This is a genomic window from Oleiphilus sp. HI0125, from assembly GCF_001635355.1.
Map to the genome: position 1 here is coordinate 1 of NZ_LWGF01001322.1, position 23634 is coordinate 23634.

23 protein-coding genes and 2 pseudogenes are annotated in these 23634 nt (G+C 43.7%); 14 read left to right on the forward strand and 11 right to left on the reverse strand.

Annotated elements, in window-relative coordinates; translation table 11 throughout:
* From A3762_RS22675 to A3762_RS28530, 4 genes and pseudogenes are all read right to left on the reverse strand, one after another.
* The coding region (locus A3762_RS22675) for an ABC transporter ATP-binding protein (RefSeq protein ID WP_068757751.1) at window positions 1–717 on the reverse strand (717 nt) is incomplete at its 3' end.
* Window positions 718–802: 85 nt separating this feature from the next.
* Complete coding sequence (locus tag A3762_RS22680; RefSeq protein ID WP_068757753.1) at window positions 803–2155, reverse strand: D-arabinono-1,4-lactone oxidase; 1353 nt, start codon at window positions 2153–2155, stop codon at window positions 803–805.
* A 2-nt stretch (window positions 2156–2157) separates the two neighbouring features.
* Window positions 2158–2526 (reverse strand): cytochrome c5 family protein, encoded by a 369-nt coding sequence (locus tag A3762_RS22685; RefSeq protein WP_068478255.1) that lies wholly within the window; start codon window positions 2524–2526, stop codon window positions 2158–2160.
* Window positions 2527–2613: 87 nt separating this feature from the next.
* Window positions 2614–3546: pseudogene (locus A3762_RS28530) on the reverse strand (class I SAM-dependent methyltransferase).
* A gap of 145 nt (window positions 3547–3691) precedes the next feature.
* On the opposite strand from A3762_RS28530, the gene A3762_RS22700 reads away from it, so the two are divergent.
* On the forward strand, window positions 3692–5212 hold the full coding sequence (locus A3762_RS22700) for a methyl-accepting chemotaxis protein (RefSeq protein ID WP_068757758.1): 1521 nt from the start codon (window positions 3692–3694) through the stop codon (window positions 5210–5212).
* Between the two features lie 53 nt (window positions 5213–5265).
* Here A3762_RS22700 and A3762_RS22705 read toward each other — a convergent pair whose 3' ends face one another.
* The 5 genes from A3762_RS22705 to nhaA all read right to left on the reverse strand — a co-directional run bounded on the left by A3762_RS22705 (window position 5266) and on the right by nhaA (window position 9862).
* Window positions 5266–6492 carry a mechanosensitive ion channel domain-containing protein gene (locus tag A3762_RS22705; protein ID WP_068478261.1) on the reverse strand — a complete coding sequence of 409 codons (1227 nt, stop codon included), beginning with the start codon at window positions 6490–6492 and terminating at the stop codon, window positions 5266–5268.
* Between the two features lie 10 nt (window positions 6493–6502).
* Window positions 6503–7708, reverse strand: coding sequence for an EAL domain-containing protein (locus A3762_RS22710; protein WP_068757760.1), 1206 nt, complete (start codon window positions 7706–7708; stop codon window positions 6503–6505).
* Between the two features lie 128 nt (window positions 7709–7836).
* Window positions 7837–8286, reverse strand: coding sequence for an outer membrane protein transport protein (locus tag A3762_RS22715; RefSeq protein WP_068757762.1), 450 nt, complete (start codon window positions 8284–8286; stop codon window positions 7837–7839).
* Between the two features lie 60 nt (window positions 8287–8346).
* Window positions 8347–8550 (reverse strand): hypothetical protein, encoded by a 204-nt coding sequence (locus A3762_RS22720; RefSeq protein WP_068757764.1) that lies wholly within the window; start codon window positions 8548–8550, stop codon window positions 8347–8349.
* A 103-nt stretch (window positions 8551–8653) separates the two neighbouring features.
* Complete coding sequence (gene nhaA / locus A3762_RS22725) at window positions 8654–9862, reverse strand: Na+/H+ antiporter NhaA (RefSeq protein WP_082869308.1); 1209 nt, start codon at window positions 9860–9862, stop codon at window positions 8654–8656.
* Window positions 9863–10041: 179 nt separating this feature from the next.
* Between nhaA and A3762_RS26685 the strand changes: the two genes are divergently transcribed.
* The 9 genes from A3762_RS26685 to A3762_RS22765 all read left to right on the forward strand — a co-directional run bounded on the left by A3762_RS26685 (window position 10042) and on the right by A3762_RS22765 (window position 16394).
* Entirely contained in the window at window positions 10042–10197 is a 156-nt protein-coding gene (locus A3762_RS26685; RefSeq protein ID WP_156493682.1) for a hypothetical protein, read from the forward strand.
* 211 nt (window positions 10198–10408) lie between these two features.
* On the forward strand, window positions 10409–11560 hold the full coding sequence (locus A3762_RS22730; protein WP_068757766.1) for an S-(hydroxymethyl)glutathione dehydrogenase/class III alcohol dehydrogenase: 1152 nt from the start codon (window positions 10409–10411) through the stop codon (window positions 11558–11560).
* 12 nt (window positions 11561–11572) lie between these two features.
* Window positions 11573–12463 (forward strand): S-formylglutathione hydrolase, encoded by an 891-nt coding sequence (fghA, locus tag A3762_RS22735; protein WP_304439321.1) that lies wholly within the window; start codon window positions 11573–11575, stop codon window positions 12461–12463.
* Window positions 12464–12507: 44 nt separating this feature from the next.
* Window positions 12508–13122 (forward strand): glutathione S-transferase family protein, encoded by a 615-nt coding sequence (locus A3762_RS22740; protein WP_068757768.1) that lies wholly within the window; start codon window positions 12508–12510, stop codon window positions 13120–13122.
* 50 nt (window positions 13123–13172) lie between these two features.
* Entirely contained in the window at window positions 13173–14024 is an 852-nt protein-coding gene (yghU, locus tag A3762_RS22745) for a glutathione-dependent disulfide-bond oxidoreductase (RefSeq protein WP_068757769.1), read from the forward strand.
* A 126-nt stretch (window positions 14025–14150) separates the two neighbouring features.
* Complete coding sequence (locus tag A3762_RS26690; protein WP_156493683.1) at window positions 14151–14327, forward strand: DUF6435 family protein; 177 nt, start codon at window positions 14151–14153, stop codon at window positions 14325–14327.
* Between the two features lie 53 nt (window positions 14328–14380).
* A complete protein-coding gene (locus tag A3762_RS22750) occupies window positions 14381–14818 on the forward strand; it encodes a thioesterase family protein (RefSeq protein WP_068757770.1) in 438 nt (145 codons plus the stop codon).
* 149 nt (window positions 14819–14967) lie between these two features.
* Complete coding sequence (locus A3762_RS22755) at window positions 14968–15171, forward strand: hypothetical protein (RefSeq protein WP_068478277.1); 204 nt, start codon at window positions 14968–14970, stop codon at window positions 15169–15171.
* 365 nt (window positions 15172–15536) lie between these two features.
* Window positions 15537–16394 carry a hypothetical protein gene (locus A3762_RS22765; RefSeq protein ID WP_068757773.1) on the forward strand — a complete coding sequence of 286 codons (858 nt, stop codon included), beginning with the start codon at window positions 15537–15539 and terminating at the stop codon, window positions 16392–16394.
* 411 nt (window positions 16395–16805) lie between these two features.
* Here A3762_RS22765 and A3762_RS26170 read toward each other — a convergent pair.
* Window positions 16806–16964, reverse strand: a pseudogene (locus A3762_RS26170) (DDE-type integrase/transposase/recombinase); the annotation flags it as partial.
* A 319-nt stretch (window positions 16965–17283) separates the two neighbouring features.
* On the opposite strand from A3762_RS26170, the gene arsH reads away from it, so the two are divergent.
* From arsH to A3762_RS22785, 4 genes are all read left to right on the forward strand, one after another.
* Entirely contained in the window at window positions 17284–18009 is a 726-nt protein-coding gene (gene arsH / locus A3762_RS22770; RefSeq protein ID WP_082869310.1) for an arsenical resistance protein ArsH, read from the forward strand.
* Between the two features lie 179 nt (window positions 18010–18188).
* Window positions 18189–19256, forward strand: coding sequence for a hypothetical protein (locus A3762_RS22775; protein ID WP_068757775.1), 1068 nt, complete (start codon window positions 18189–18191; stop codon window positions 19254–19256).
* Between the two features lie 275 nt (window positions 19257–19531).
* Entirely contained in the window at window positions 19532–20272 is a 741-nt protein-coding gene (locus A3762_RS22780; protein WP_068757778.1) for a hypothetical protein, read from the forward strand.
* A gap of 334 nt (window positions 20273–20606) precedes the next feature.
* A complete protein-coding gene (locus tag A3762_RS22785) occupies window positions 20607–21338 on the forward strand; it encodes an SGNH/GDSL hydrolase family protein (protein WP_068476176.1) in 732 nt (243 codons plus the stop codon).
* Window positions 21339–21414: 76 nt separating this feature from the next.
* Here A3762_RS22785 and A3762_RS22790 read toward each other — a convergent pair whose 3' ends face one another.
* The gene (locus A3762_RS22790) at window positions 21415–23601 is read right to left on the reverse strand and encodes a penicillin acylase family protein (protein WP_197469512.1); all 2187 of its coding nucleotides are present in this window, start codon (window positions 23599–23601) and stop codon (window positions 21415–21417) included.
* Window positions 23602–23634: the final 33 nt, after the last annotated feature.

The window sequence follows — 23634 nt, forward strand, 5'->3', positions numbered from 1 at the left end:
AACTTTTTTAGGTGTTCCTTGCTCTTCAATTTTTCCGTCATGCAAAAATACAACTTGTGACGACACATCGCGCGCGAAGGCCATTTCGTGTGTCACGACAATCATGGTGCGGCCCTCTTCAGCCAAGCTGCGCATGACCTTTAATACTTCACCGACGAGTTCTGGGTCGAGTGCAGATGTCGGCTCATCAAATAGCAGTACTTCTGGTTCCATCGCTAATGCGCGAGCAATTGCTGCACGTTGCTGCTGGCCACCAGACATCTGACTAGGATAGTAGTCGCGACGCTCGTAGATGCCTACTTTGTTTAAGAGCTCTGTAGCTTGTTCAATGGCTTGTTTCTTAGGAATACCTAATACATTGATCGGTGCTTCGATGATGTTTTCTAGCACTGTCATGTGAGACCACAAATTAAAACCTTGAAATACCATAGATAGCTTCGAACGCATCTGTTCGACTTGCTTGGTGTCGGCTGGCATTCGTTCGCCGCGTTTATTGGTTTTGAATTTGACGGTGTCGCCGAGAAGTTGGATATCACCTGAGGTAGGAATTTCTAAGAGATTGATGCAGCGAAGGAAGGTACTTTTGCCTGAACCTGATGAACCGATCATCGAAATGACGTCACCTTTTTGGGCTTCTAATGACACACCTTTTAATACTTTGTGGCTATTAAAACTTTTATGGATGTCCGTAACCACCAGCGGTGCGTCTTGACTCATTCTTGGCTCCGTTGCCTACATTCAATTTCAGTGTTTAAAAATAAACTACAGAGGCAGTGGAAGCAAATTTATGGCCAATAAATACTTAGGCTTTAAGCATTGTTTTTAAATAGGGGTTCAATAGCTGATCATCTGGATCTAGGGCCTGACGCACTTGTTTAAAATCTTCCCAGCGCTCGTATGCGTTTGCACATTGTTCTGGCGTAAAGGTGTTGAGCTTGCCCCAATGTGGGCGCCCGCCGTACTTTTGAAAAATAGGTTCAATGGCTGCAAATAAGGGGGAGTGGTCTTCTTCAAAATAACGATGTACAGCAATAGATATACTGTCTCGCTTATAAAACGGAGATAGCCAACAATCGTCAGCTTTTACAAAACGGCATTCAAACGGGAAAAAGACCTGCTGAAATTGAGATTCGATGAGGCGCTTTATTTCATCAAGCGCTTTGAGGCCATTCTCGACCGGAAGATGATATTCCATTTCGTTAAAACGCACGTTACGTTCAGTGGCGTAAATTTGATGGCTATGATCAATGTTTGTCTCATCACTTAGAGTTTTCATGTACGTGCCGAGTACGAGCTCTCTGAATTCGTTGCTCCAGCCGAGATAATCACGCGCTAGTTTGAGATCCATCAAGCCATTATTGCCATCAAATTCTTCGCGGGCAGTGACTGCTTCGTCTGTTTCATCCAAGGCATCGCTTAAAATCATTCCCGTAAAAGGAATGACATAAAACTCAAAGTTTCGATGCGCTTTCGAAAATGCTTCGGCTTGCGCCAAACCTTCTTCGTATTTGTGCCAGCGCGCTAATCGACGGAGTTTAAATGGCTCTCGGTTTTGCATTCGAATGCGCGTGATTAATCCAATTGTTCCAAGACCAACCTGAGCTGCTTTAAAGACATCGTGATTAGTGTCGTTATTGCAGGTGAGTAACTCGCCCTTCGCAGTGAGTAATTCAATTTCAGTTGTATAGGCGGATAAACACTGTAGCGCGCGGCCTGTGCCGTGGGTAGCTGTGCTAATCGCGCCGGCAAGTGTTTGTCGATCAACATCTGGCATGTTGATCATGGCTTGTCCCATCTCGTTGAGTGCCGGGCCAACTGAGCTTAATTGTGTGCCTGCTGCGATATCGGCTTGCATGATTTTATCGACGGCTTGAGTCACGCCGCGGATATAGCTCGTACTAATCAAGGTATGATCGGTTGGGACGAGTGCTGTAAAGGAATGTCCTGAGCCTACAGAGCGCATTTTTCCTTGGTTGTTGCGCAGCCATGTTTGCAGATCCGCTAAACTTTGCGGCGCAATACGTGCACTCGGTACGCAGCGTTGATTGCCTGACCAGTTTTTCCACGCCAGTGCAGAAGTCGATAACGCAATATTGGGTACGGCGCTCGATAAACATGCAGCAACCATCGATTTTAGTAAGTCTCTGCGCTGCATAGCTATTTCTCCGCTTCGTGTTTTTGAGTGTTTGGAGATTGCGCGAGATAAAGCACTAAATCATTTAAATCAGATTCTGAACAGTCAAAGCATTGGCCTAACGGAGGCATTCCCGCATAGCCATCAATGACCCGAGTCATAATTAAATCCATTGGCTTGCCGAAGACAATTTGCCAGTCTTGATACGCACCGCGTTGCGGTGCGCCGCTTGCTTTTTGTTCGTGACAAACTTTGCAGCTCGCTTCGTATTTATTGAGCTGAACTTGGCTCAAGCTCACATTAGGTATTTGAATGGCTTGTTGACTGCAAGCGCTCAATAATACGCCGATGGACAGCACACAAAGCATCGAAAGAGAGCGACGGTAATTCATAATTATTCATCTTAATTTTTGTATGTCGCCAAATATACCGAGCGCCATGATGAAGGCTCTAGTCCATTGCGGCCATTCTGTCCGAACTTATAGAGTCACTATGACTAACTTCAAGCCTTTTTCATTCTCTAGCTCTTCAATTTCTGGAGCGCGTGCAATGACTTCAAGTGTTGCTTTTCCATCGAAGTACTCGTCGAGGTCAGCCATAAATTGGTCAATACTGATTTGTGGATGGTTGAGACAACACAGCAATGTTCCACCAGGTTTTAAACCATGCTGTGCGTAGCGCAATAGCTTTAGATAGTCTTGCCAGCCCCGAAAGGCTTTTTTTTGATAGGGTGGTGGGTCAAGAACGATTAAGTCATAGGGTTCGCGAGACTTAAGCCATGATTGTGATTTAAGAATATCCCGTTTAATAAAGGCACTTTTACCATCATGCAGCTTGTTTGATTGATGATTGCGTTGCCCGATTTTCAGCACATTGGCCGCCATATCGACGTTGTCGACCCATGTTGCGCCGCCAGAAAGCGCAAAGAGTGAAAACACGCATGTGTATGAGAACAAGTTCAGTACGCGTTTGTTCTCGCTATTTTTTTCTATCCATTGTCAACCAACACGCATATCTAAAAATGTTCCCGTGTTGAGATTAGTACCAAACTTGATTTCACAGTGAAGGTCTTCGCTTAATGGAGCCTTATAGATCAGGGGAAGCTCTACTTCTTTACGACTAAACAAACTTTGCGTGACGAAGTCTGGCCATTCTCTGGATTGAATCAGCACAGCATCGATGGATGAGACTTCCTCAAAAACTATCTTTAACGCGTGATTTAGATCGTCGCTCAGAGTGTCGTTGAAATTCTGTACGAAAAGAAAAGGCGGATACCATTCGATATTTACATATTCATAACCTGCGTATTTTTTGCCACGGCCATGAAGGATACGTTGGCAATATGGCTGCTGCTGTATTCGGTCTATTAGCAATTGTGCTAATTCTGCTGCACTCAGTTTAATGGCGTTCATTCAAGTAGTGTCGATTTTGTTGAGAGGGGAGAAAGACGCGAATCCTAGCATTATGTAATGGAATATTCCTGCAGTTTCCTTGTGATATGCCGACATATACCTAAGCTTTAAATAATAAGCAGTAGAGATGCGGTAAGGTAAAGATATGAAACTAAAGTTATCAACGTTAACGTGGTTCAATAGTGGTTTGTTGAGCTTAGTCGCAGTGAGTTTAGTATTTGCAGTCTGGTTTGGTTTAGCTGAGCTACGTAAACCTTATACTAATCTTCAAAATTTTATGGCTTTAGAGCGATCGGCAGAGATCGATTTACTGCAAAGCATTACCGCTTACATACAAGAAGGTGAAGATTTTCAATTAGAGCGCGCGCAACGCGAGTTCTCTTCTATCACCGCACTTATTGATACCTTGGCGCAATCTCCTGAAAACGACATGACCCTAATACAAGAGCAGGCGGATGGTGTTGGTGTTCTTATCGGCGAAACGATGAATAACGAAATGCGTTCCTATGCCTTAAGAGGCGCGGCGCAAGAGTTTAAATCAACGATTACTGAAGCAAGAGCTGGCACCTATGGGCAAATTGATAGTGCGTTTGAGCTTGTGCGAAATATGTTGGTTGCGACGATCGTAATGGTCATTGTTGTCGCGATTACTGTGGATTTAATGCAGCGTTTCATCGTTGGACGTCTTAAGTCTTTTGTTCCGGTTTTTGAGCGCTTCGCATCGGGCGATTACAGTGATCAAAATGATCTAGAGGCAAAGTCAGAAGAATTAAAAACTTTGGTAGCATCGACTAATGCAATGCGCACGGCTATGGTCGATTTGGTTGGAGAGATTCAAGATAAGTCGAATAGCGTCTCAAGCGTTAGCGAAGAAATGTTAGGTTTTGCACAAGGTCTTGCTTCGCAGAGTGACGCACAGTTTCAACAGACTTCTCAGATGACGGTGGCGATTGAAGAAATGTCAGCTTCGTTTAGAGAAGTTGCGCAAAGTGCAGCTGGTGCTGCCGTTGCTACATCGCAAGCAACGAAAGCGGTTGAAGAAGGGAATCAGTTGGTTCAAAACTCAGTGAGAAGTGTGCGTTCTCTTGTTGAGGGTGTTGGTCGTACGAGTGAAACGGTCAATAATTTGAGTCGTGATGCAGAAAACATTGGTGAAGTGCTTACCGTGATTGAAGGCATCGCTGAACAAACTAATTTACTTGCCTTGAACGCAGCAATTGAAGCAGCACGTGCAGGCGAAGCCGGTCGAGGTTTTGCAGTTGTAGCAGATGAAGTGCGTGGTTTGTCAGTGAGAACTTCTGAATCGACTCAAGAGATCAAAGACATTATTTCTCGCTTACAAGAGTCTTCCAATAGCTGTGTAGGGGTGATGGCGGAGCAAAGTTCATCAGCAGAGTATGCGGCTGAGCAAACTGAAAGTGCAGGGTGTCGGCTAGATGAAATCGTTTCTGCGATCACAAACATTCAAGACTTGAGTGCAACCATCGCTTCTGCGACAGAACAGCAGGTATCTGTTGTGAATGAAGTGGCTCAGAACGTGAACAGTATTCGTACTCTGAACGAAGAGAGTAATGAGATTGCGCAGCAAACAGATGCGAAAGCATCAGACTTGAACCTAGTGTGTGATCACCTTAATCAGCTAACCAAGAACTTTAAGATTTCATAGACGCTTGGTTTAGCTTCTTAACCTAAGGAACGTCTGAACCTATTCCGTTTGCTCTATTCCATGGCAGCGACTCTTGGGTCAGGCGTATCGTCTTCTACTAGGTCTCTGGCAAACGTGATGGTATTCAGGTCTGGTGTAGAGAGATCTAAGCCTTCAAATATAGACGCCTCGTAAATAGCAGTGTTGACTTTATAGGTCGTGCCCATCAAATGCTTGCGGGCAGTCGCCGTCACTTTGGTATTTGGAATACGCTGGAAATAGAACCACAAAGTGAACTCAAGGGCGTAGTCGCCAGCTTGTGTCAAAGCCCATTCGAAAGGCTTGTTTTTGTTAATTTTAACTGAATCATCCTCGGCACATCCTTCGAACGCACGATCAAACATATTGCCGACCTTTTTCATAAAGCGGTTCATTTCTTCAACACGGTCTTCGCCCGATCGACTCTCAAAAGCGGGATAACCAATATTGTAATGAATAGATGCACGCATGCCGTCCGTACTAGCGATTCGGCTGAGGTTGTCAATTTTGCCTTGTAAAAAGCGACTGTTCTTCACCAGTGCGCGGTGATTATTTCGAATGTCATAGAGGGTGACATAAACAAATGACACCTTGCTGATGATGTACTCGTTTGGAAAACCATCGATAACAACCACATCGCCATCATCCAAGATTTGGCTGTTGAGAATAATGAGGCCAGAGATGATATCCGGAGCCCAAACGGGAGAGGTAAACGCTAAGAAACCAATAAATATTCCCATTATCCCAGTCGTTTCTAGAAGACTATCAGCCCCCCAGATTTTGATGATGATATAAAACGCGCCAAGTGCAGTGGTTGCAACAAGCAATAGGTTAACAATTCGCGTTGAGTAGGTTTCAACGAAGACCTCTTTGTTATCAATGGTCTTGGGTGTTCCGAATCGCTTAAAAGAGTGATAGCTCGCTAGCGAGTATAGGTAGATGGTTACGTAGGCGGTGAGTATGGAAAGCCCTATTCGAGAGAACAGTTGCTCCATATCAATCGTGAAACGTAGCAGCACTAAATCAACTAATAGAAGAACGATGACTAAGAAGTTTAATGAGCGAAATACCTTCATCTTCATCATGGTGCTGGAGGTATTTTCGACCATGGCGAACAGTCGGCCTGCGAAGACAATCATGGCCATGGACCAAATTAAAATGGCAATGTGCCCGGTCCACTCAATGGTGCTCATGTTGGGTAAGAACCAACTCAGAACGCGTTGGCCGGCCTCATGAAGTTTTAAGAGATATACTTCGTCCATAATGTTCTATCTACGCCGTTATAAGTGTGTAAGGGCTTTTGCTTAGCCATGGTTCTAATTGATTCATCGGTAATGCGTCAGAAAAGTAATAGCCTTGTAAATATACGTCTCTGTGCCGTGTGCTAAATACGATTTGCTCTACTTTCTCAATGCCTTCAAATATCACTTGCGCGCCGACTTCTTGAGCCATCTCCATAATGGCATCGACAGCGATCTGGCAGAACCCATCCTCATCAATATGTTGAATCAAATGGCGATCGATTTTTATTCGATTGAAGGGGATAGAGTGTAGGTTAGATATATTTGTGTGCCCAGAGCCGAAATCATCGATGGCAATGTTGTAGCCTTTGAGACGCAATATATTGATGGTTTCTAGTTGATTGCTTGAGCTAATTGGAGATTGTTCCGTCAGTTCAAAAATAATGCGGTCGGGGTTGATCTGAGCTGCTTGCGTTAAACCATCAAGGCTAGCGGCAAGTGCGACATTCTCGAGCTGACTTGGCTCTATATTGAACGAGAGCTTAATATCGCTGTTCGAAAACACCTCGGTCTTAAATAAGGCGAGCGCCTTTTGGTACAAGCGCAAAGCTAAGTTATCAAGAAAAGGCGTATCTTCAATGTAAGGTAAAAACGAGACAGGCGATAAATATTGTTCTCGTTCTGGGCTATATATTCGCGCAAGGCATTCAACGGCTTTGAGGGTTTGGCTTTCAAGATGAATGATTGGTTGGAAGAATGGCTCAATTAAGTCTTGATCAAAAGCTGCATGAATTTCTTCTTCGCTTAATAAAATGTTTGAACCGCGGTGCGTGGTTCTGGCTGGTTCGATGCACAGCATGAGCATCCGTTCGAGATCTTTGCTTGAGTAATCATTTGATAATGCACCGAGCATCTTGATACCTGATGACGCTGCTAAATTCACCGCTGTTTGAACAATTCGCCGTTCACACACGCTGTTGATTACCACGTAGCCTTTAAATCCGCTACGAGCAAGCTGCTGCAGTATTTCTTGGCCGTTTATCTCAGGTAGAACGAGGTCGAGGAATAAAATGATCTTGTCTTTACCATGACTGAGAGCACTTAAACCTTCTTGGCCATTGTCAAAGCTTTGAATATCTTCGACACCTAAGGCTTCTAACAAACCATCTAACTTAGCTTGCTTAGTGGGGGTGTCCTCAATTATGACAACAGGTAGATCAGAAAATAGGTTCGACATTGGCCCTCCTTGCCCATTCGATGCGGAGTGCATGAAGGGTAGTCTAGGTTTCGTTTTTGGCTTAAAGAAGTCAATAAATAGGTATAAAAAAAACCCGCAAAGCGGGGTTTTTATGAACTGGTTCTAACTTAGAAGTTAGCACCGAATATTAATTCAAGTTGCGACATTTCCAGTTCGATTTGCTGATTTTGGCTCTGGAGCGAGGGATTTCTGCCTTTTGCCCAGTTGTCGCTGTCTGCGATAGGATCTTGTGAAAATCCAGCGAAGCTGCCAAGGCCTTTCGCTTTAAAACGCTGGTATCCAATAATTGGTGCAACACCAATATTGGTGTTCTCAGACACCTTGTATGCAATAGAAGTGTTTAAAAATACTTGTGATAGATCAACGCCTGTCTCGCCTGCATAGAATACTGACTCGTCATAGTCTGTATTTATGCCACTGTTAGCATATAGGTTAACGTTCAGCGCGAGATCATTGCTCAAGTCAGTCTTATAGCCTAATGAAGGGATAAAAAACCAATCGCTTTCTGAGCGCGTGTCTTGAGGTGTTAAAGCAAACTCGCCAGGCATCGCTGTCATAGGGTTTCCGCCTTCAACAGTAAATCCACGATCTGGGTTAAACGCTGCAATTAATGCGATCTAAATCGTGTCGATGTTGAGCGCAAGAGCTGGATTTGATGAACCCGCAATAGCATCTTGAGTTCTTGCAGTAGACGCACAGCTCATTGCAATGCTGTTCGCATTATAACCTAGACGGAAATACCCATTTGTTGCATCTGCTGTACCAGATGAAAGAGCAAAGGCTGCCGTGATGATCGACAGGGAGAGTTTATTCGTTCGCATGTTCACAACCGCTATTCAATTCTTCAAAAGGGCGCGGTCCATACACCATAATTTTGAGCGGCAGTGTATAGAAAACAGCTATATAGTCAAAAGAATTAAAAGTTTAGGCCTTATTGCCGGCAGAACTATAACGTTTTATCACGATTGACCCTACAATGGCTGAGAGTAAAGAGCCTGTAAGCACACCGAGCTTAACACTGTCTGAGTAATTGCCTTCGATGCCTTCAAATGCGAGAGACCCGATAAACAAACTCATCGTAAAGCCAATACCACACAATAAGCAGACACCGTATAACTGTCCCCATGTGGCACCATTTGGCAGGCGCGCAAGGCCAATTTTGATGGCAAGCCAACAAGCGCCGAATATGCCTATTTGTTTACCGACGAATAAGCCAAGAATAATGCCAAGCGTGGTGGTATTCATAAAGGCATCAAGTCCTAAGCCTGTTAAAGATACACCCGCATTGGCAAACGCAAATATCGGCAAAATAAAGAAGGCTACCCAGGGATGGAAGTCATGCTCGAGTTCTTTCGCCAAACTTAAGCCGTTGTCGTTTGTTTGATAAAGCGGAATAAACCATGCGATAGCAAAGCCTGCCAATGTTGCGTGCACGCCTGATTTTAATACCGCGACCCAAACAACTGTGCCGACAAGCAGGTAGGGCGCAACCTTCGAAACTTTCATACGGTTGAAAGCAAACAATACGATTAGCCCCCATGAAGCGACGATTAATGAGGTAGTTGAGAGTTCACTAGAGTAAAAAATCGCAATGATCACGATCGCACCGATATCATCGAAAATCGCGACAGAAAGTAAAAATAGCTTTAAAGGCAATGGTAAGCTTTTTCCAAACAAACTAAAGAGGCCGAGTGCGAATGCGATATCTGTTGCGGATGGAATCGCCCAGCCACGAACCGACATCGGATCTTCACTATTTATCACCCAGTAAATAAGGGCGGGTATTGCAATACCGGCCACAGCGCCAATAGCCGGCAGAAGTACTTGATCAAAAGAAGATAAGCTGCCTTCGATCATTTCTCGTTTAACTTCCAAGCCTACAACGAGAAAGAAGATCGCCATCAAACCGTCATTGACCCAAAGTAGAAGCGGTTTGTTGATAATAAAATCGCCAAATGACACTTGGATCGGAATATCTAAGGTGCCGTAATACACGCCTTGTAATCTGGTATTGGCAAAAATAAGCGCTAACACGGCGGCTGCAATCAATAACACCCCGCTTAGGGCGTCATGATCGATCATGTCTTTAAAATCTTTGGAATCGTGTGTTTCTTGACGGTCTTCGTGGTTCATCCATCTCTCCGCTTGTTCCCAAGCAATAGGAATAGTCGAATATTTATAAAAAACATTCGGTTTTAACGAATTTTAAGCGAGGAAAGGGCTCCTTGGAATATCTAAAAACGTAATGTTGTACTTGAGCTTGTGAATTTTTGTACTTAGCTGTGTGGCCCAAAATCAAAAAGGGTGCTGACATGAAAAAAGGTTTGATGGTGAGTTCTGTGATCGTTGGATTATTTGCTTGCAGCAGTAGTTCGGGACCTGACGCACCAGAGAGTATTCATATCAATACAGACTTGAGCGCATTGTTGAGTGATCATGCGAAAGTTGGTTCCACACATACTTTTTAAAGACATGTTGACAGGTGTTGGTTGAATAATTCCGGAACTATTTACCTACGCGTGAACTTATTTAGATGCTTTTGTTCTTTGGATATAAACCAAAGTAAAGCATGGACTCGTAAAGCAAGTTGGTTCTGGTATAGGCTAGAGAAGTGATACTTGGACAAGATGTTTCTGCTGTCTTCTTTAGCCAATAAAAACAAACTTCAGGGAAATCATCATGAAAGCCTTAAATGCGAATGGTCGTATCGAATGTAAAGCCGCTGTTGCGTGGAAAGCTGGAGCTCCGCTATCAATAGAAACTATCGAAGTGGAGATGCCGAAAGCAGGTGAGGTGCTGGTAAAAGTACTTGCATCTGGCGTGTGTCACACTGATGCATTCACTTTGTCGGGAGAGGATCCAGAGGGTGTTTTTCCAGCGATTCTTGGTCATGAGGGCGGCGGTATTGTTGAAGCTGTTGGTGAGGGCGTAACTTCTGTAGCGGTCGGTGATCATGTCATTCCGCTCTACACGCCAGAATGCCGCGAATGTAAGTTTTGCTTATCCGGTAAAACAAATCTGTGTCAAAAAATTCGTTCTACGCAAGGTCAAGGTTTGATGCCTGACGGCACAACTCGTTTCTCGAAAGACGGCGAAAAAATCTATCACTACATGGGTACGTCGACCTTTTCTGAATACACGGTACTCCCTGAGATTTCACTGGCTAAAGTCAATAAAGAGGCCTCTTTGCATGATGTCTGCTTGTTAGGTTGTGGCGTGACAACGGGCATTGGAGCGGTGATGAACACTGCAAAAGTTGAAGAAGGGACAACCGTTGCGATTTTTGGTCTAGGCGGTATCGGATTATCAGCAATTATCGGTGCGCAACAAGCTGGTGCCTCGCGCATTTTGGCGATTGATATTAATGAATCTAAGTTTGATCTTGCGGAAGAGCTGGGCGCAACAGATTGCATTAATCCAAAGAATTATGATAAGCCGATTCAAGATGTGATCGTCGAGCTAACAGATGGTGGCGTAGATTATTCCTTTGAATGTATTGGGAATGTTGATGTGATGCGTTCGGCGCTTGAGTGCTGCCATAAAGGTTGGGGCGAGTCTGTGATAATCGGTGTGGCAGGTGCTGGTCAAGAGATCAATACACGGCCTTTCCAGTTAGTAACGGGCCGCGTATGGCGTGGTACGGCTTTTGGTGGAGTGAAAGGCAGAACTGAACTCCCTGACTATGTTGAAAAGTATCTTGCTGGGGATATTCCGCTCAAGAAATTCATTACACATAAAATGGAACTGGGTGAAATTAACGAAGCGTTCGACTTAATGCATGAAGGCAAAAGTATTCGTTCTGTGGTGCATTTTGAACCTGAAGCCAGCTAGGGAGACATTGCAATGAGCGAAGCCGATTCTGAATTGAAGATGTCAGAGTTAAAACTGCTTAGTCAGCAAAACTCTTTTGAAGGTCGTTTTATTCGTTATCAACATCGCTCTGCGGTGAACAAATGCGACATGATTTTTTCTGTGTTCGTGCCGCCGCAAGCGCTTAAAAATGAAGAGGCTTTAGCGCAGACTCCTCTTGTGTATTTTCTATCTGGATTAACCTGCACGGACGAAAACTTTATGCAAAAGGCTGGCGCGCATCGTGTCGCTTCAGACTTAGGTTTAATTCTCGTAGCGCCTGATACCAGCCCTCGCGGTGATGGTGTGCCAGATGATCCAGATGCCGTCTATGACTTTGGTTTGGGGGCCGGTTTTTACGTCAATTCCACACAAGCACCTTGGGCAACGCATTATCATATGTATGACTACATCGTGGACGAGTTGCCGAGTCTACTTAACAGCGAATTAGGAATGACGGGGGCTGCTTCAATTACTGGTCACTCAATGGGTGGGCATGGCGCGTTGACGATAGGTTTGCGCCATCCAGATAACTACCAATCTATTTCAGCCTTCAGTCCGATTTCGAATCCAAGCCAGTGTCCCTGGGGCGAAAAAGCATTTTCGAACTATTTGGGACAAGACAAGTCTACATGGCTAGCCCATGATGCTTGTGCATTGTTGATGGAGGTAGAAAGTCACAAACCGATTCTTGTTGACCAAGGTACCGACGATCAGTTTCTAACTGAGCAACTTGGCACGCCGGCTTTAGAAAAGGCTTTGTCCACAAATAGTAAAGGTGAGTGGACCTTGAATATGCGTGACGGCTACGACCATAGTTATTATTTCATCGCGAGTTTTATCGAAGACCATCTTCGCTTTCATGCGAATTGTCTGAATGCTTGAGTCATAAATGGTCGTGACTCCTGATAAAGAACAAAGAGAATAATATGAAGATTTACGAACAAAAAATTGCCCCTAACGCCCGTCGTGTGCGGGTTTTCTTGGCTGAAAAAGGTCTTCTTGATCAAGCCGAGTTTGTTGAATTAGACCTGCAAAAAGGCGAGAACAGAACAGCGGAATTTCGCGGTAAAAACATGCTTGCCAAAATTCCAGTACTAGAACTAGACGATGGCACGCATATTTCTGAATCAGTAGCGATTTGTCGTTATTTCGAGGCATTGCATCCAGAAAACCCATTGATGGGCAGTACGCCCTTAGAACAAGCTGAAATTGAAATGTGGCAACGCCGTTGCGAAATCTATTTCATGAATTTGGTCGGCATGGCATTTCAGCATACATCGGGTTTCTTCGCAGATCGTATGACGCCGATCAAAGAGTGGGGTGAAGAGTGTTACAAAGGTGCGAGCAAATTCATGCATATGTTAGATAAGCACCTAGCAGACTCAGAATACGTCGCAGGGGACAGCTACTCAATTGCCGACATCACCGCTATGTGCACGGTCGATTTTTCACGTGTTGTTCAATTACGCCGCGGCGAAGAGCAAGTGAATCTAAACCGATGGTATGAAGCTGTTTCTGGTCGTGCTAGTGCGAAAGCCTAACAATGCACCCTTAAAGACAGCAAATCGAATTTCAAAGTTAAGGACCCTTTATGAGTCACGATGTATACGAACCACCTAAAGTGTGGGCTCCCGAAGAAGGAAATGGCGGCAAGTTTGCTAACACTAATCGTCCAACTTCAGGCGCAACACACGAGAAAGAGCTACCTTCGGGTGACCATCCTTTCCAGCTATATTCGCTCGCCACACCGAATGGTGTGAAGGTCACGATGATGCTTGAAGAACTACTTCAAGCAGGTCACACCGGTGCAGAATATGATGCTTGGCCAATCAACATCATGGAAGGAGATCAATTTGGTAGTGGGTTTGTAGCGATTAATCCAAACTCTAAAATCCCAGCTTTGTTCGATAAAGAAGCGGACGTCCGCATCTTTGAATCTGGAGCAATTCTGTTTTATCTCGCAGAAAAGTTTGATGCCTTCTTGCCAAAAGAGACTAAAGCGCGCGCTGAATGCATGAGTTGGGTGATGTGGCAAATGGGCGCAGGTCCGTTTCTGGGCGGTGGTTTTGGGCACTTCTATGCCTATGCACCAGAAAAATATAAGTATCCGATTGATCGCTATACCATGGAGGTGAAGCGTCAGTTAGATTTGCTAGATAAACACCTTGCTGATAACGAATACATGGTCGGCAGTAAATATACGATTGCAGATATGACCATCTGGCCTTGGTATGGCGTATTGGCGCAAGGTAAATTGTATGAAGCCGCTGAATTCTTAGATGTCGAATCCTATAAAAACGTACAGCGTTGGACAGCGCAAGTAGCTGATCGACCCGCTACTGAGCGTGGACGCATTGTGAATCGTGCATGGGGTGAAACTTGGGAACAACTTCCGACTCGTCGTAGCGCTGAAGATATAGATAAGAAATTAGCGTCAAAGTAGTTTAATTACTATTAAAAAGCCTGAATCTTTCAGGCTTTTTTCTATTCCAAATCTCTGAAAAACATTTTCTCTCAATTCTCAAATCCAAATTGTATCTCCATCGTAAGAATACAAAAGGAGATAACTATGCTTTCGTTTTTCAAATCAGACCCCACTAAAAAGTTAAAGAAGCAATACTTGGCGAAACTTGAAGAAGCCATGAAGGCGCAGCGCAATGGCGATATTCGAACTTACTCGCAACTCAGCGTAGAAGCCGACGCCTTAGCAAAGCAATTAGAAGCTTTGGAAGAGAGCAAAAGCTAGCTTGGTTTGATAAGCTGAGGCGTTAACTAAAATAATTATCCTGAGCCTTGCTTATGTCTCAATTCACCCTAAAGATTCGTGTGCGCTATAACGAATGCGATGCGCAAAATGTCGTGTTCAATGCCCGCTATGCGGATTATGCAGACCTCGCCTCAACGGAGTTTCTTCGTGCATCACTCGGGGGCTATCAAGAACTCGTGGCACGCGGATTCGAGAATCAAATTGTTAAGCTTTTAATTGAATGGAAGGCTCCGGCTCGCTTTGATGATATCTTAAATCTTAATGTGTCGGTGGGTCGTATCGGAAATAGTTCATTTACACTTCACACAGAGTATGTGAATGCGCAAACGAATCAAGTATTAGCTACTGCCGAAGCAGTGTATGTGTTTGTTAACGCTGAAGATTTTACGAGTTGTCCAATTCCTGACTTTGTTACATCAATGTTTGAGCATTCGAAAGATTATGGTGTGATGGACCAGTCTGGTTGCTAGCAAATTGTTACACTATTATGTCAGTTGTAACGGCTTTGCAAATCATTGAAAATCTAAAAATGTAGCGCGTGCATCGTGGGTATTTCGAGAGTAACGTGCAGGTCGCCGAGTTTGGCAACACACTTTATTTATTGCAGGAGGTGTTAAGGATGTTCTTCTTAATTCCCAATTCAGAAACGATAAGTAAGGATGCTGTCCCTCACTTTTGTTATTCCGACAAAGGTGACGCTTTGGAGGATGCCAAAGCAATGTTCAATAAACTTCATCTCGACTTTTCTGTCGAAGAAGATCTTTTATCTACGACTTTCGTTAGTCCAACTGGTAGTGAGTTAGCCGTTATCATTCAACGCTAACGATGGACATGAGAGCTCCTTAGACTTGGGGCTCGTCCTAGCACTTCACTTAGGCTGATTCAAGCCAGATAAATCAGTTCTGAGCTTCACTTGCTATTTACACTTCTTTGTAATTATTTTCTATCTCATTGCGGTTGATTTTCAGTGTTGGTGTGAGCAAACCATGTTTCATTGCTAACAACAATGTGATCAATTTATTTAGTTCGGTTCTAAGCGTTAATATATTTTTAATGGCCAGAATTAAATCTGAATTCAGTTTGTTGTCGAAGCAGTCTGTATTTTTAAAGATCGAATAAATTGTTAAAGACTGTAATAATATTTTTAATGAACATTTTTCAACCATTTGTTTAGCTCCAGGAGCAACCATGAAAATAATAGTGATAGTGCTCTTCTTATGGATATTCTTAGTTTTTTCTGCAGAATCTGAAGAGGTTTTAGTCAATAAACCGCAGTCCGAAAACGATAGTAGATATGACTACCCTCACAAACTATTAGAAATGATTCTTAAAGAAACAACAGGGGACTACAAGCCCGCATCAGTAGCTCATTCACAGTTTGCAATGACGAGAGATAGAATGTTGTTATCACTGATTAAAGGAGATCTGCTGCATGTTGTTGCAGAAGCTCCCAAACAAGAATGGTTGGAAAAACTACTTGTCGTTCGTATTCCTATACGAAAAGGGATCCAAGGATATCGATTATTCTTCATAAACAAAGACGACCAAGCAGTTATTGCTAAAACAAATTCATTGCAGCAATTTATGAAATTCCCAACGGGTTCAGGGGTGGGGTGGTCGACAGCTAAAATAATGGAAAATGCAGGGTTCGAAGTTGTCATAGGAAATAATTATGACGGATTGTTTGATATGCTGGATAAGAAAAGATTTCTTACTTTAGGAAGAGGAGTAAATGAAATTATTTCTGAATACAATATCCAGAAAAAATTTCACCCCAACCTAACTATTGAATCTGGGATAGCAGTTTATATTCCCCTACCCACGTACTTCTTTGTATCACCTAAGAAACCGCAGTTGGCGAAGCGCATTGAAACAGGGCTTCATAAATTAATAGAAAAAGGGAAATTCGAACAATATTTTTTGTCTTATCATGAACAAATCATTGGGGACACAAATCTTAAAAATCGGAAAGTCTACTCGATATCTAATCCAAATTTGTCTGAAGCAGATCCACTACAGGATAAAAAACTTTGGTACCGTTTTTAATTTACATGGTGTGAGGGAGTGCTGAGGGTATAAGGTTGGTGTTTTCTCTAGGTCCGGTAAAGCAAAAAAGGAGACAGACGGTATGGTCCTAGAAATCTAAACGTTCTCTAGTTTTCTAAAGTACTATTCCTTATAGTCCTGAGGAGACAGGCCATGATTCCGTATCGAGTTTTAGACGCCTTCGACATGATCGAAAATTTCAGCTTTCACAACGTTTCCTTTTTAGACCTTGCGCCGAAAGAGCTCTTTTTGTTGAAGCGATAAGAAACTCTCCGCTAACGTATTGTTCCGACAGTTTCCTCTGCGACTCATGCTAACTTCCAGATTATTATCTAGTAAGGAGTCTCGCTAGTCTTTCGAAGTATATTGAGCACCTTGGCTGGAATGAATGAGCACTTTATCTTTCGATCTTCATTGTGAAACTGCCATTAATGATGCATCAATGACTAAGTCAGATTTAGGTGAAGCCTTCATCGACCAATCAATGACTTTGCGCGAAAACAGATCGATGACAACTGCAAGATATAGCCAGCCTTGATAGGTTTGTATGTAAGTAGAATCTGTCACCCATTCCTTGTCAGGCTAATCTACTTCGGATTCTCGATTTTAATGATTGTTTTTTGTAGCACAGAATGAAAACCTTCTCTAGGTAAACAAATTTATAATTCAGACGTTATTGAAGGAGAGAGGCTTAAGATCTTAGTAATTTGGTTATTCTTAACCATTTATAAATTGTTGTTCAAATGTATGGAGAGTGCTTCGAATAAATCTAAACGTCAGTAACTAAATCCATATCGTCACTTTAAATTAAGCCTTCGATTGTCACGCTATTGTCGAGGTCTTGTCTTATAATCTATCGTTTACCGTTTCAAGATTTATAGGGTTAGCCGTGAGCGATATCGATTTAACTGATCTTCCTAACCTTGTTGAAGATTGTTTTAAAGCACCTCAACAAGATGAATTAGCGGTTGCTGAGCACAGCACGCATCCTCCTAAAATTTTGCTTCTTTATGGGTCTTTAAGAGAGCACTCATTCAGTCGTTTAGTGGTTGAAGAAAGCGCGCGCATACTCGAAAAAATGGGCTGTGAGACTCGTATTTTCGATCCATCTGGACTGCCTTTACCTGACGATGAAGATGCCTCGCATCCTAAGGTGCAAGAACTACGCGATCTAATGACCTGGTCTGAAGGGCAGGTGTGGTGTTCGCCTGAGCGTCACGGTTCGATGACTGGCATCATGAAAGCGCAAATAGATTGGGTGCCATTGTCTCTTGGTGCAGTGCGTCCTACGCAAGGTAAAACGCTTGCGGTCATGCAGGTTGAGGGTGGTTCGCAATCTTTCAACGTTGTGAATCAACTGCGTGTGTTAGGTCGTTGGATGCGCATGATCACGATTCCAAACCAGTCTTCGGTTGCTAAAGCATGGTTAGAATTTGATGAGAATAACCGCATGAAACCTTCAGGCTTTTATGACCGCATTGTAGATGTATGCGAAGAGCTAGTGCGTTTTACGCTACTTACGCGTGACCGAGCTGATTACTTGGTGGATCGATATTCCGAACGTAAAGAAAGTGCTGAAGAGCTAATGAGACGCGTAAATCGGAAAGTTATTTAAGGAAGGTCTGATTAACTTTCGAAATCGATGGTTTTATTTGGAAAGGCACGCTTAAGCGTGCTTTTTTGTGTAAGGCGTATGAGATTCCAATCGCTGGCTATGTGAAGTATTTACGGTTTAAGCTAAAAAGAGAGTGATTAAATACGACACGTTAAAAAAACTAGCAACAGGGAAACCCCATGAAAACAAAAATAATACTCTCTGCCGTCTCTCTTGCACTGGTTGCAGGCTTGGTAATTTATTCAACGAGCAACAATACATCAACCGCACCTGAGGTTCCGGTCGCGAGTACTGAAGAACGTTTGCAAGACATGCAAGCAAAACAGACTGAAAACGTCAGAGCACTTCCAGACCACCTTAAAAAACGTGAGATGCCAGAGGTCGATGAACTGGTTATCGAACTCAGCAAACGCATGCGTGAGCAGTTCGCGAACAATATTGAGGACATTGTCGTTCAAGTACGATTGCGGGATTTGCTGATCAGCTTAGAGCAAGATTTTCCAGGGCAGGGGCACATGATGTTCGAACAGATCGTGCGAGCGGCGTTTCCTGAGCTTGCCGATCAAATTATTGCTGTGGTCGACAAAATGGGCGATTACGAAGATTGGCTTGTTGACAGCTACCTCGACCTTGAAGCGCTCAATGCGGTGGCCAAAGACAACACCATTTGGAATAAGCGAATTGAAATTTTTGGCGAGTCTGACGCGCGTAAAATTTGGAACGAACAGGTTGCGCAAGAAGAGCAGAGAGAGCGCAATGTAAAAGTAGTATTGAATGAATTAAGCACCGATCCAAATGTGCCAATGGAAGAGCGAATTTATTTGGTTCAATCAGCCATGGAAGAAAATTATGGTGACACGCCCGCAGGCTTAATGATGGGTACGGCGAGTGTGACAACGCAACTTATTTTCAGAATGGATGCTGTTCAACAAGAACTAGCAGGAATGGACCCTGAGGCGCGTCAAGAGACGATCAATCAAATGCGCTTGCAGCTTGGCTTTCCTGAGGAACGAATTGCGCAGTTGGAAGAAGAAGATCAACGTCGTGATGAGCAGTGGACGAAAGGCTATGCCTATATGGAGGCGAGAACCGCACTTCTTGAGAGTTATACCGGAGAAGATTTAGAAACCGAGTTAGATATTTTGCGTCTTACGCATTTTGATGACCGTACCGCTTATTCGCTTAAGCAAGAAGAAACCATTGGAATGATGCGTTTTGACCGCCCCAGAGTGTATGGCATGAATTAATTTATCCTGCCCTCTTTAAAGAACACGCGAAAGCGTGTTTTTTCGTTTTATATCTAACGAATTTTTTGATCTGACTTAACGGATAACCTAACTTGCAGATAATTTTGTGATGAGCTTCGCATTAATAATGTAAACATGGCCATTATTGATAGGTTTGCATAAAAAGCGAACAGATGGTTGGACTTTGTTCGTGAACTGACTCCAACTGTGAATTTTTGTTAAGTAGGATTTTCGCTCCACTTTAAATCTAAAAATAAGGAAGGTTGGAGAGAACAATGACTTATCTTAAATCAGTAATAAACAAGCTTGCTAAAGCAGCAACTGTCGCTGCCGTAGCTTTCACTGTAGTAGGTTGTGTTGGTAATCCCTATGATGAGGATGTATCAGACCGTGGTGGACGTAACGACGTAATCAGTGTGGGTGACTCGATCTTTGACTTAAATGGTGTGATTCAAGAGACTCTTGAAGCAAACATGGGTCAAGAGTTCCGTGATTACACGCAATCAGGTGCTGAAATCACTGGCGGCCTGATCGCAACTTCAGTAACAAATCAATATCGTGATGCACGTGCAACAAATCCGAACATCAACGTTGTGTTGGCTGATGGTGGCGGTAACGACATCTTGATTCCTGCAACACTTCTTGACCCATACGGATGTCGTACTCAGTGGTACCGCTGGTGGCCATCAAATGCTTGCTACAACTTGTTGGAGGATACTGTTCTTCTTGGCATAGACCTAATGAATGAAATGGACGCTGATGGTGTTCAGGACATCGTTTGGTTGGGTTACTACAACCTTCCACGTGGCAATAGCAACCTTAACTCTATCTTGAATACAGGTGGCGATTGGTTGAACTACGCATGTGAAACAGCAACAACTGCAAGCTGCTCGTTCATCGATACGCGTGGCACTGTTCCAGCAAGCCAAGTTGAAGGTGATGACATTCACCCAACTCCAGCAGGTTCTATAAACCTTGCAGGCCAAATCTGGCCAGTATTCAGCACTAAGCTATAAGCATTAGTGCCAATCTACACGGTGCAACGTCGTGTAGATTCGTTTTAGAAAAGCACGCCTCGGCGTGCTTTTTTGTTTCATCTTTAAGTTAAACCTAAGATCGTTTTCCTAGCTTAATTCGTTATTAACCGTCTACGTTTCGTAGCCGCTTATTTTCCATCAATGTGTTTTTTATTACGAATTTACCTTACTAGTACTGGCCGACATTGTTCATGATTTGGCCTGTCATGTTCATATTTTGACCTCTAATTGTTAGGTCTTAATTTCTTAGTTTATTAGTATGTTGCGCGCCATATGCGAGTATGGCGACATAATAAAAAGCTTGGAGAGAACAATGATAAATCTAAAAAAAGTTGTATCTAATGTAGTAAAAGCAACGGCAGCAACTGCTGTTGTATTAAGTGTTGTGGGTTGTACGGGTAGCCCATATGAAGAGCAAGTAAATGGTCGAAATGACGTGGTGACTTTAGGTGACTCTATTTTCGATTTGAATGGTGTAATTCAAGAAACGCTAGAGGCTAATGCCGGCACACAATTTCGTGACTACACGCAGTCAGGTGCTGAATTACAAGGTGGTAGCTTGGCGCCATCTGTGTATGAGCAATATGCCGCTGCAAACAGCTTCAATGGTGATATCAATACCATTCTTATGGATGGCGGCGGTAACGACATCTTGATCCCTGCTACACTTTTTGACCCTTACGGATGCCGCACGCAATGGTATCGTTGGAATCCTTCTCGTTCATGCAGAAACTTGATTGAAGATCAGCGTATTAACGCAGTGAACTTGTTGAATCAGATGGATGCAGATGGTGTTGCTAACGTTGTTTGGTTGGGTTACTACGAGCTTCCACGTGGCAATGCGAACTTAACGAAAGCTTTGAACATTGGTAACAATAAGCTTCGTAGCGCTTGTCAGAGTGATTCTGTAGCGAGCTGCCAGTTTGTTGATCCACGAGGCACTGTTCCAGCGAGCCAAGTTGAGAGTGATGACATTCACCCAACACCAGAAGGTTCAGTGAACCTTGCAGGACAAATTGAGCCAGTATTGTTCCCACTTCTATGATAAGAAGTTGAATCTGGCTTACGGCTAGATCGGTTTAATGTCGAAATAAAAAGCACGCCCTAGGCGTGCTTTTTGTTTATGGCTCTAGTGTTTTAAAGGTGCCATCAAGCCAACCCTGAATTTCTGACATATACCATGGAGAGAATGGATTATCAGAAACGCCACCTGCTGTGCGGGTATGAAGTATTTGTTCACTCATGTCTGCCGCGATGCGCACTGATGCGGCGAAACTCGTTTTGCGGCCAGCAGCTTCATAAAGCTGGCCTTGATGTGGTGTTGCTCGTCCACCGATCATTGAAACAGTTTTACTGTCTAGACCAAAGAATAGAGGCAGCTTGCCTTGCAGCAAAATGTTTGTGAATTGGAAGGTGTTGGTTTGACCCCACGTTCGTTCTTCAAAGTGCGTGCACACGTTCAAAAACGCCTGTTTAAAACATTCTGCTTGGTTGTTGTCTTGATACCACACTGAACTTGGCTCAAGTAAGCAGCGATCAAAGTTTTGATAAAAGTCGATAAATAAACAGGTTTGTTCGCGTAAGTGTTTGGTGAGTTCTGGGCTAATTTGTTCGTCTTGAAATACAAGGTGGCGAAGCTCGGTGTAGAAACATTCAAATAGGTTTGCCGCAATCGAGTCTTTGTCGTAGCAGAGATCCCAATTCAGCAAGCTTTGTGCGAGCGGCTGATCTGAAAAATTCTCCTCTAATACTGGCTTGAGTACATCCATAAACTCCTTCGCTTGAAGCGAAAAGAGATCCATCTGAATTGCTTGCGTGCTTAATAAGTCTTGTTCTGCGTTTTGCGAGAGTAGGTCGTTAATACGACGTGCGCGATGATCCGCCATTGGCATATTGATGGGGGAGGTCTTGCCAAATTCATTCAAGTCTTGATTTGCTGTGACAAAATAGCCGCATTCAGGATTAAAGCTTCTGGGTAGATCTTCAATCGGATGAAAACCTTTCCAGTCGTAGCTTTTGTCCCAGCCTAAACCAGGTACAAAACCATTCCAGTTATTTTCACGGATCGGGCACAGACCTGACATTTGATATCCAATGTCGCCATGGCTATCTGCGATCACCCAGTTCCATGCGCTTTCAATCGCGCCCAAGTGTATTTGTGCTTCGGCTACGGTGCTCACGCTATTTAATGCGAATGCTGCATTTAGCGTGGTGGCGCCAGATTCAGCCGGCGCCCAATGCGTTGCAAGGTAATACCCTGTTTCGGTGGGCAATCCATCAAGAACACCATGATGGTTTTCGTAGAAGGTCTCGCGGTGGTCTGCGTGTTTTTTACGAGTAATTAGCTCCTCTCGCTGGGAGAACTTAAACCACTCATCTTCAACACGGTATTGCCCCTCTTTGCAGTCTTCGATCCAGCTGTCGACGGTATCTGCGAAGGTATAGGTTGCGCCCCAAGACAGTGTTTTATTTCTCCCGACCAGAAGGCCAGGTAAGCCTGGCATGCCATAGCCGATCGTTGATTGCCCTTGGTAATTTATAGCGGCCTCGTACCATACATTGGGTAGCCGATTCACTTCTAGATGCGGGTCGTTTGCCATTAATGCCGCACCCGATGCAGTTCTTTTCGGGCTAACCACCCAATTATTCGATGCCATCATTCTCGGCGCAGCGCTCTGCCATAGTAGCTCTAAAGGTAGATGACGATCACCTAACTTGAGTTTCTCTATTAAGGCGCGATCGATATGTTGGTCATGGATTGGGAATAAGCTTTTCAGTTTTTCATCACTCACTCCATTTTGAATGAGTTCGATAAAAAGCCTTTCGGATTCAGCTTGAGTTTGGGCGAGGGTCAGATAGCTCGTCATGCGGAAGGTCAGCATAATGTCGCTTGGTGTCCAAGGCTCATGTTTTCCAATTAATAGGCGCATGAGTCCTGATGTTCGATGCTTCAAACCAGCATTGATGCCATCACATAATGCTAGTAGCCATTCATGTGTTTCTGAGTTTAATTTACTGAGTTCTTTTTCTGCGCCTTGCTGCCAGTTCATGCGGCGAAAGAATATATCAATCTCGAGGTTTTCATTCGTATCATCAAGCAGTTCGCATAAACGACCTTGCCCTAAAATACGCATAAATTGGAGCTGCATACCACGATCAATAGCGTGGCAGTATCCGAGCCCCCATGTGGCATCGTTTAAGTTGTTTGCGTTGATATGTGGCACGCCGTTGGCGTCGCGTTGAATGCTTAGCCCATCAGGGAATTGGCCGCGGATTTTAACACTCGAAGATTTTGGTAGTTTGAACATAAGTGACAGCTTGTGATTATTTTTTTGCCCACT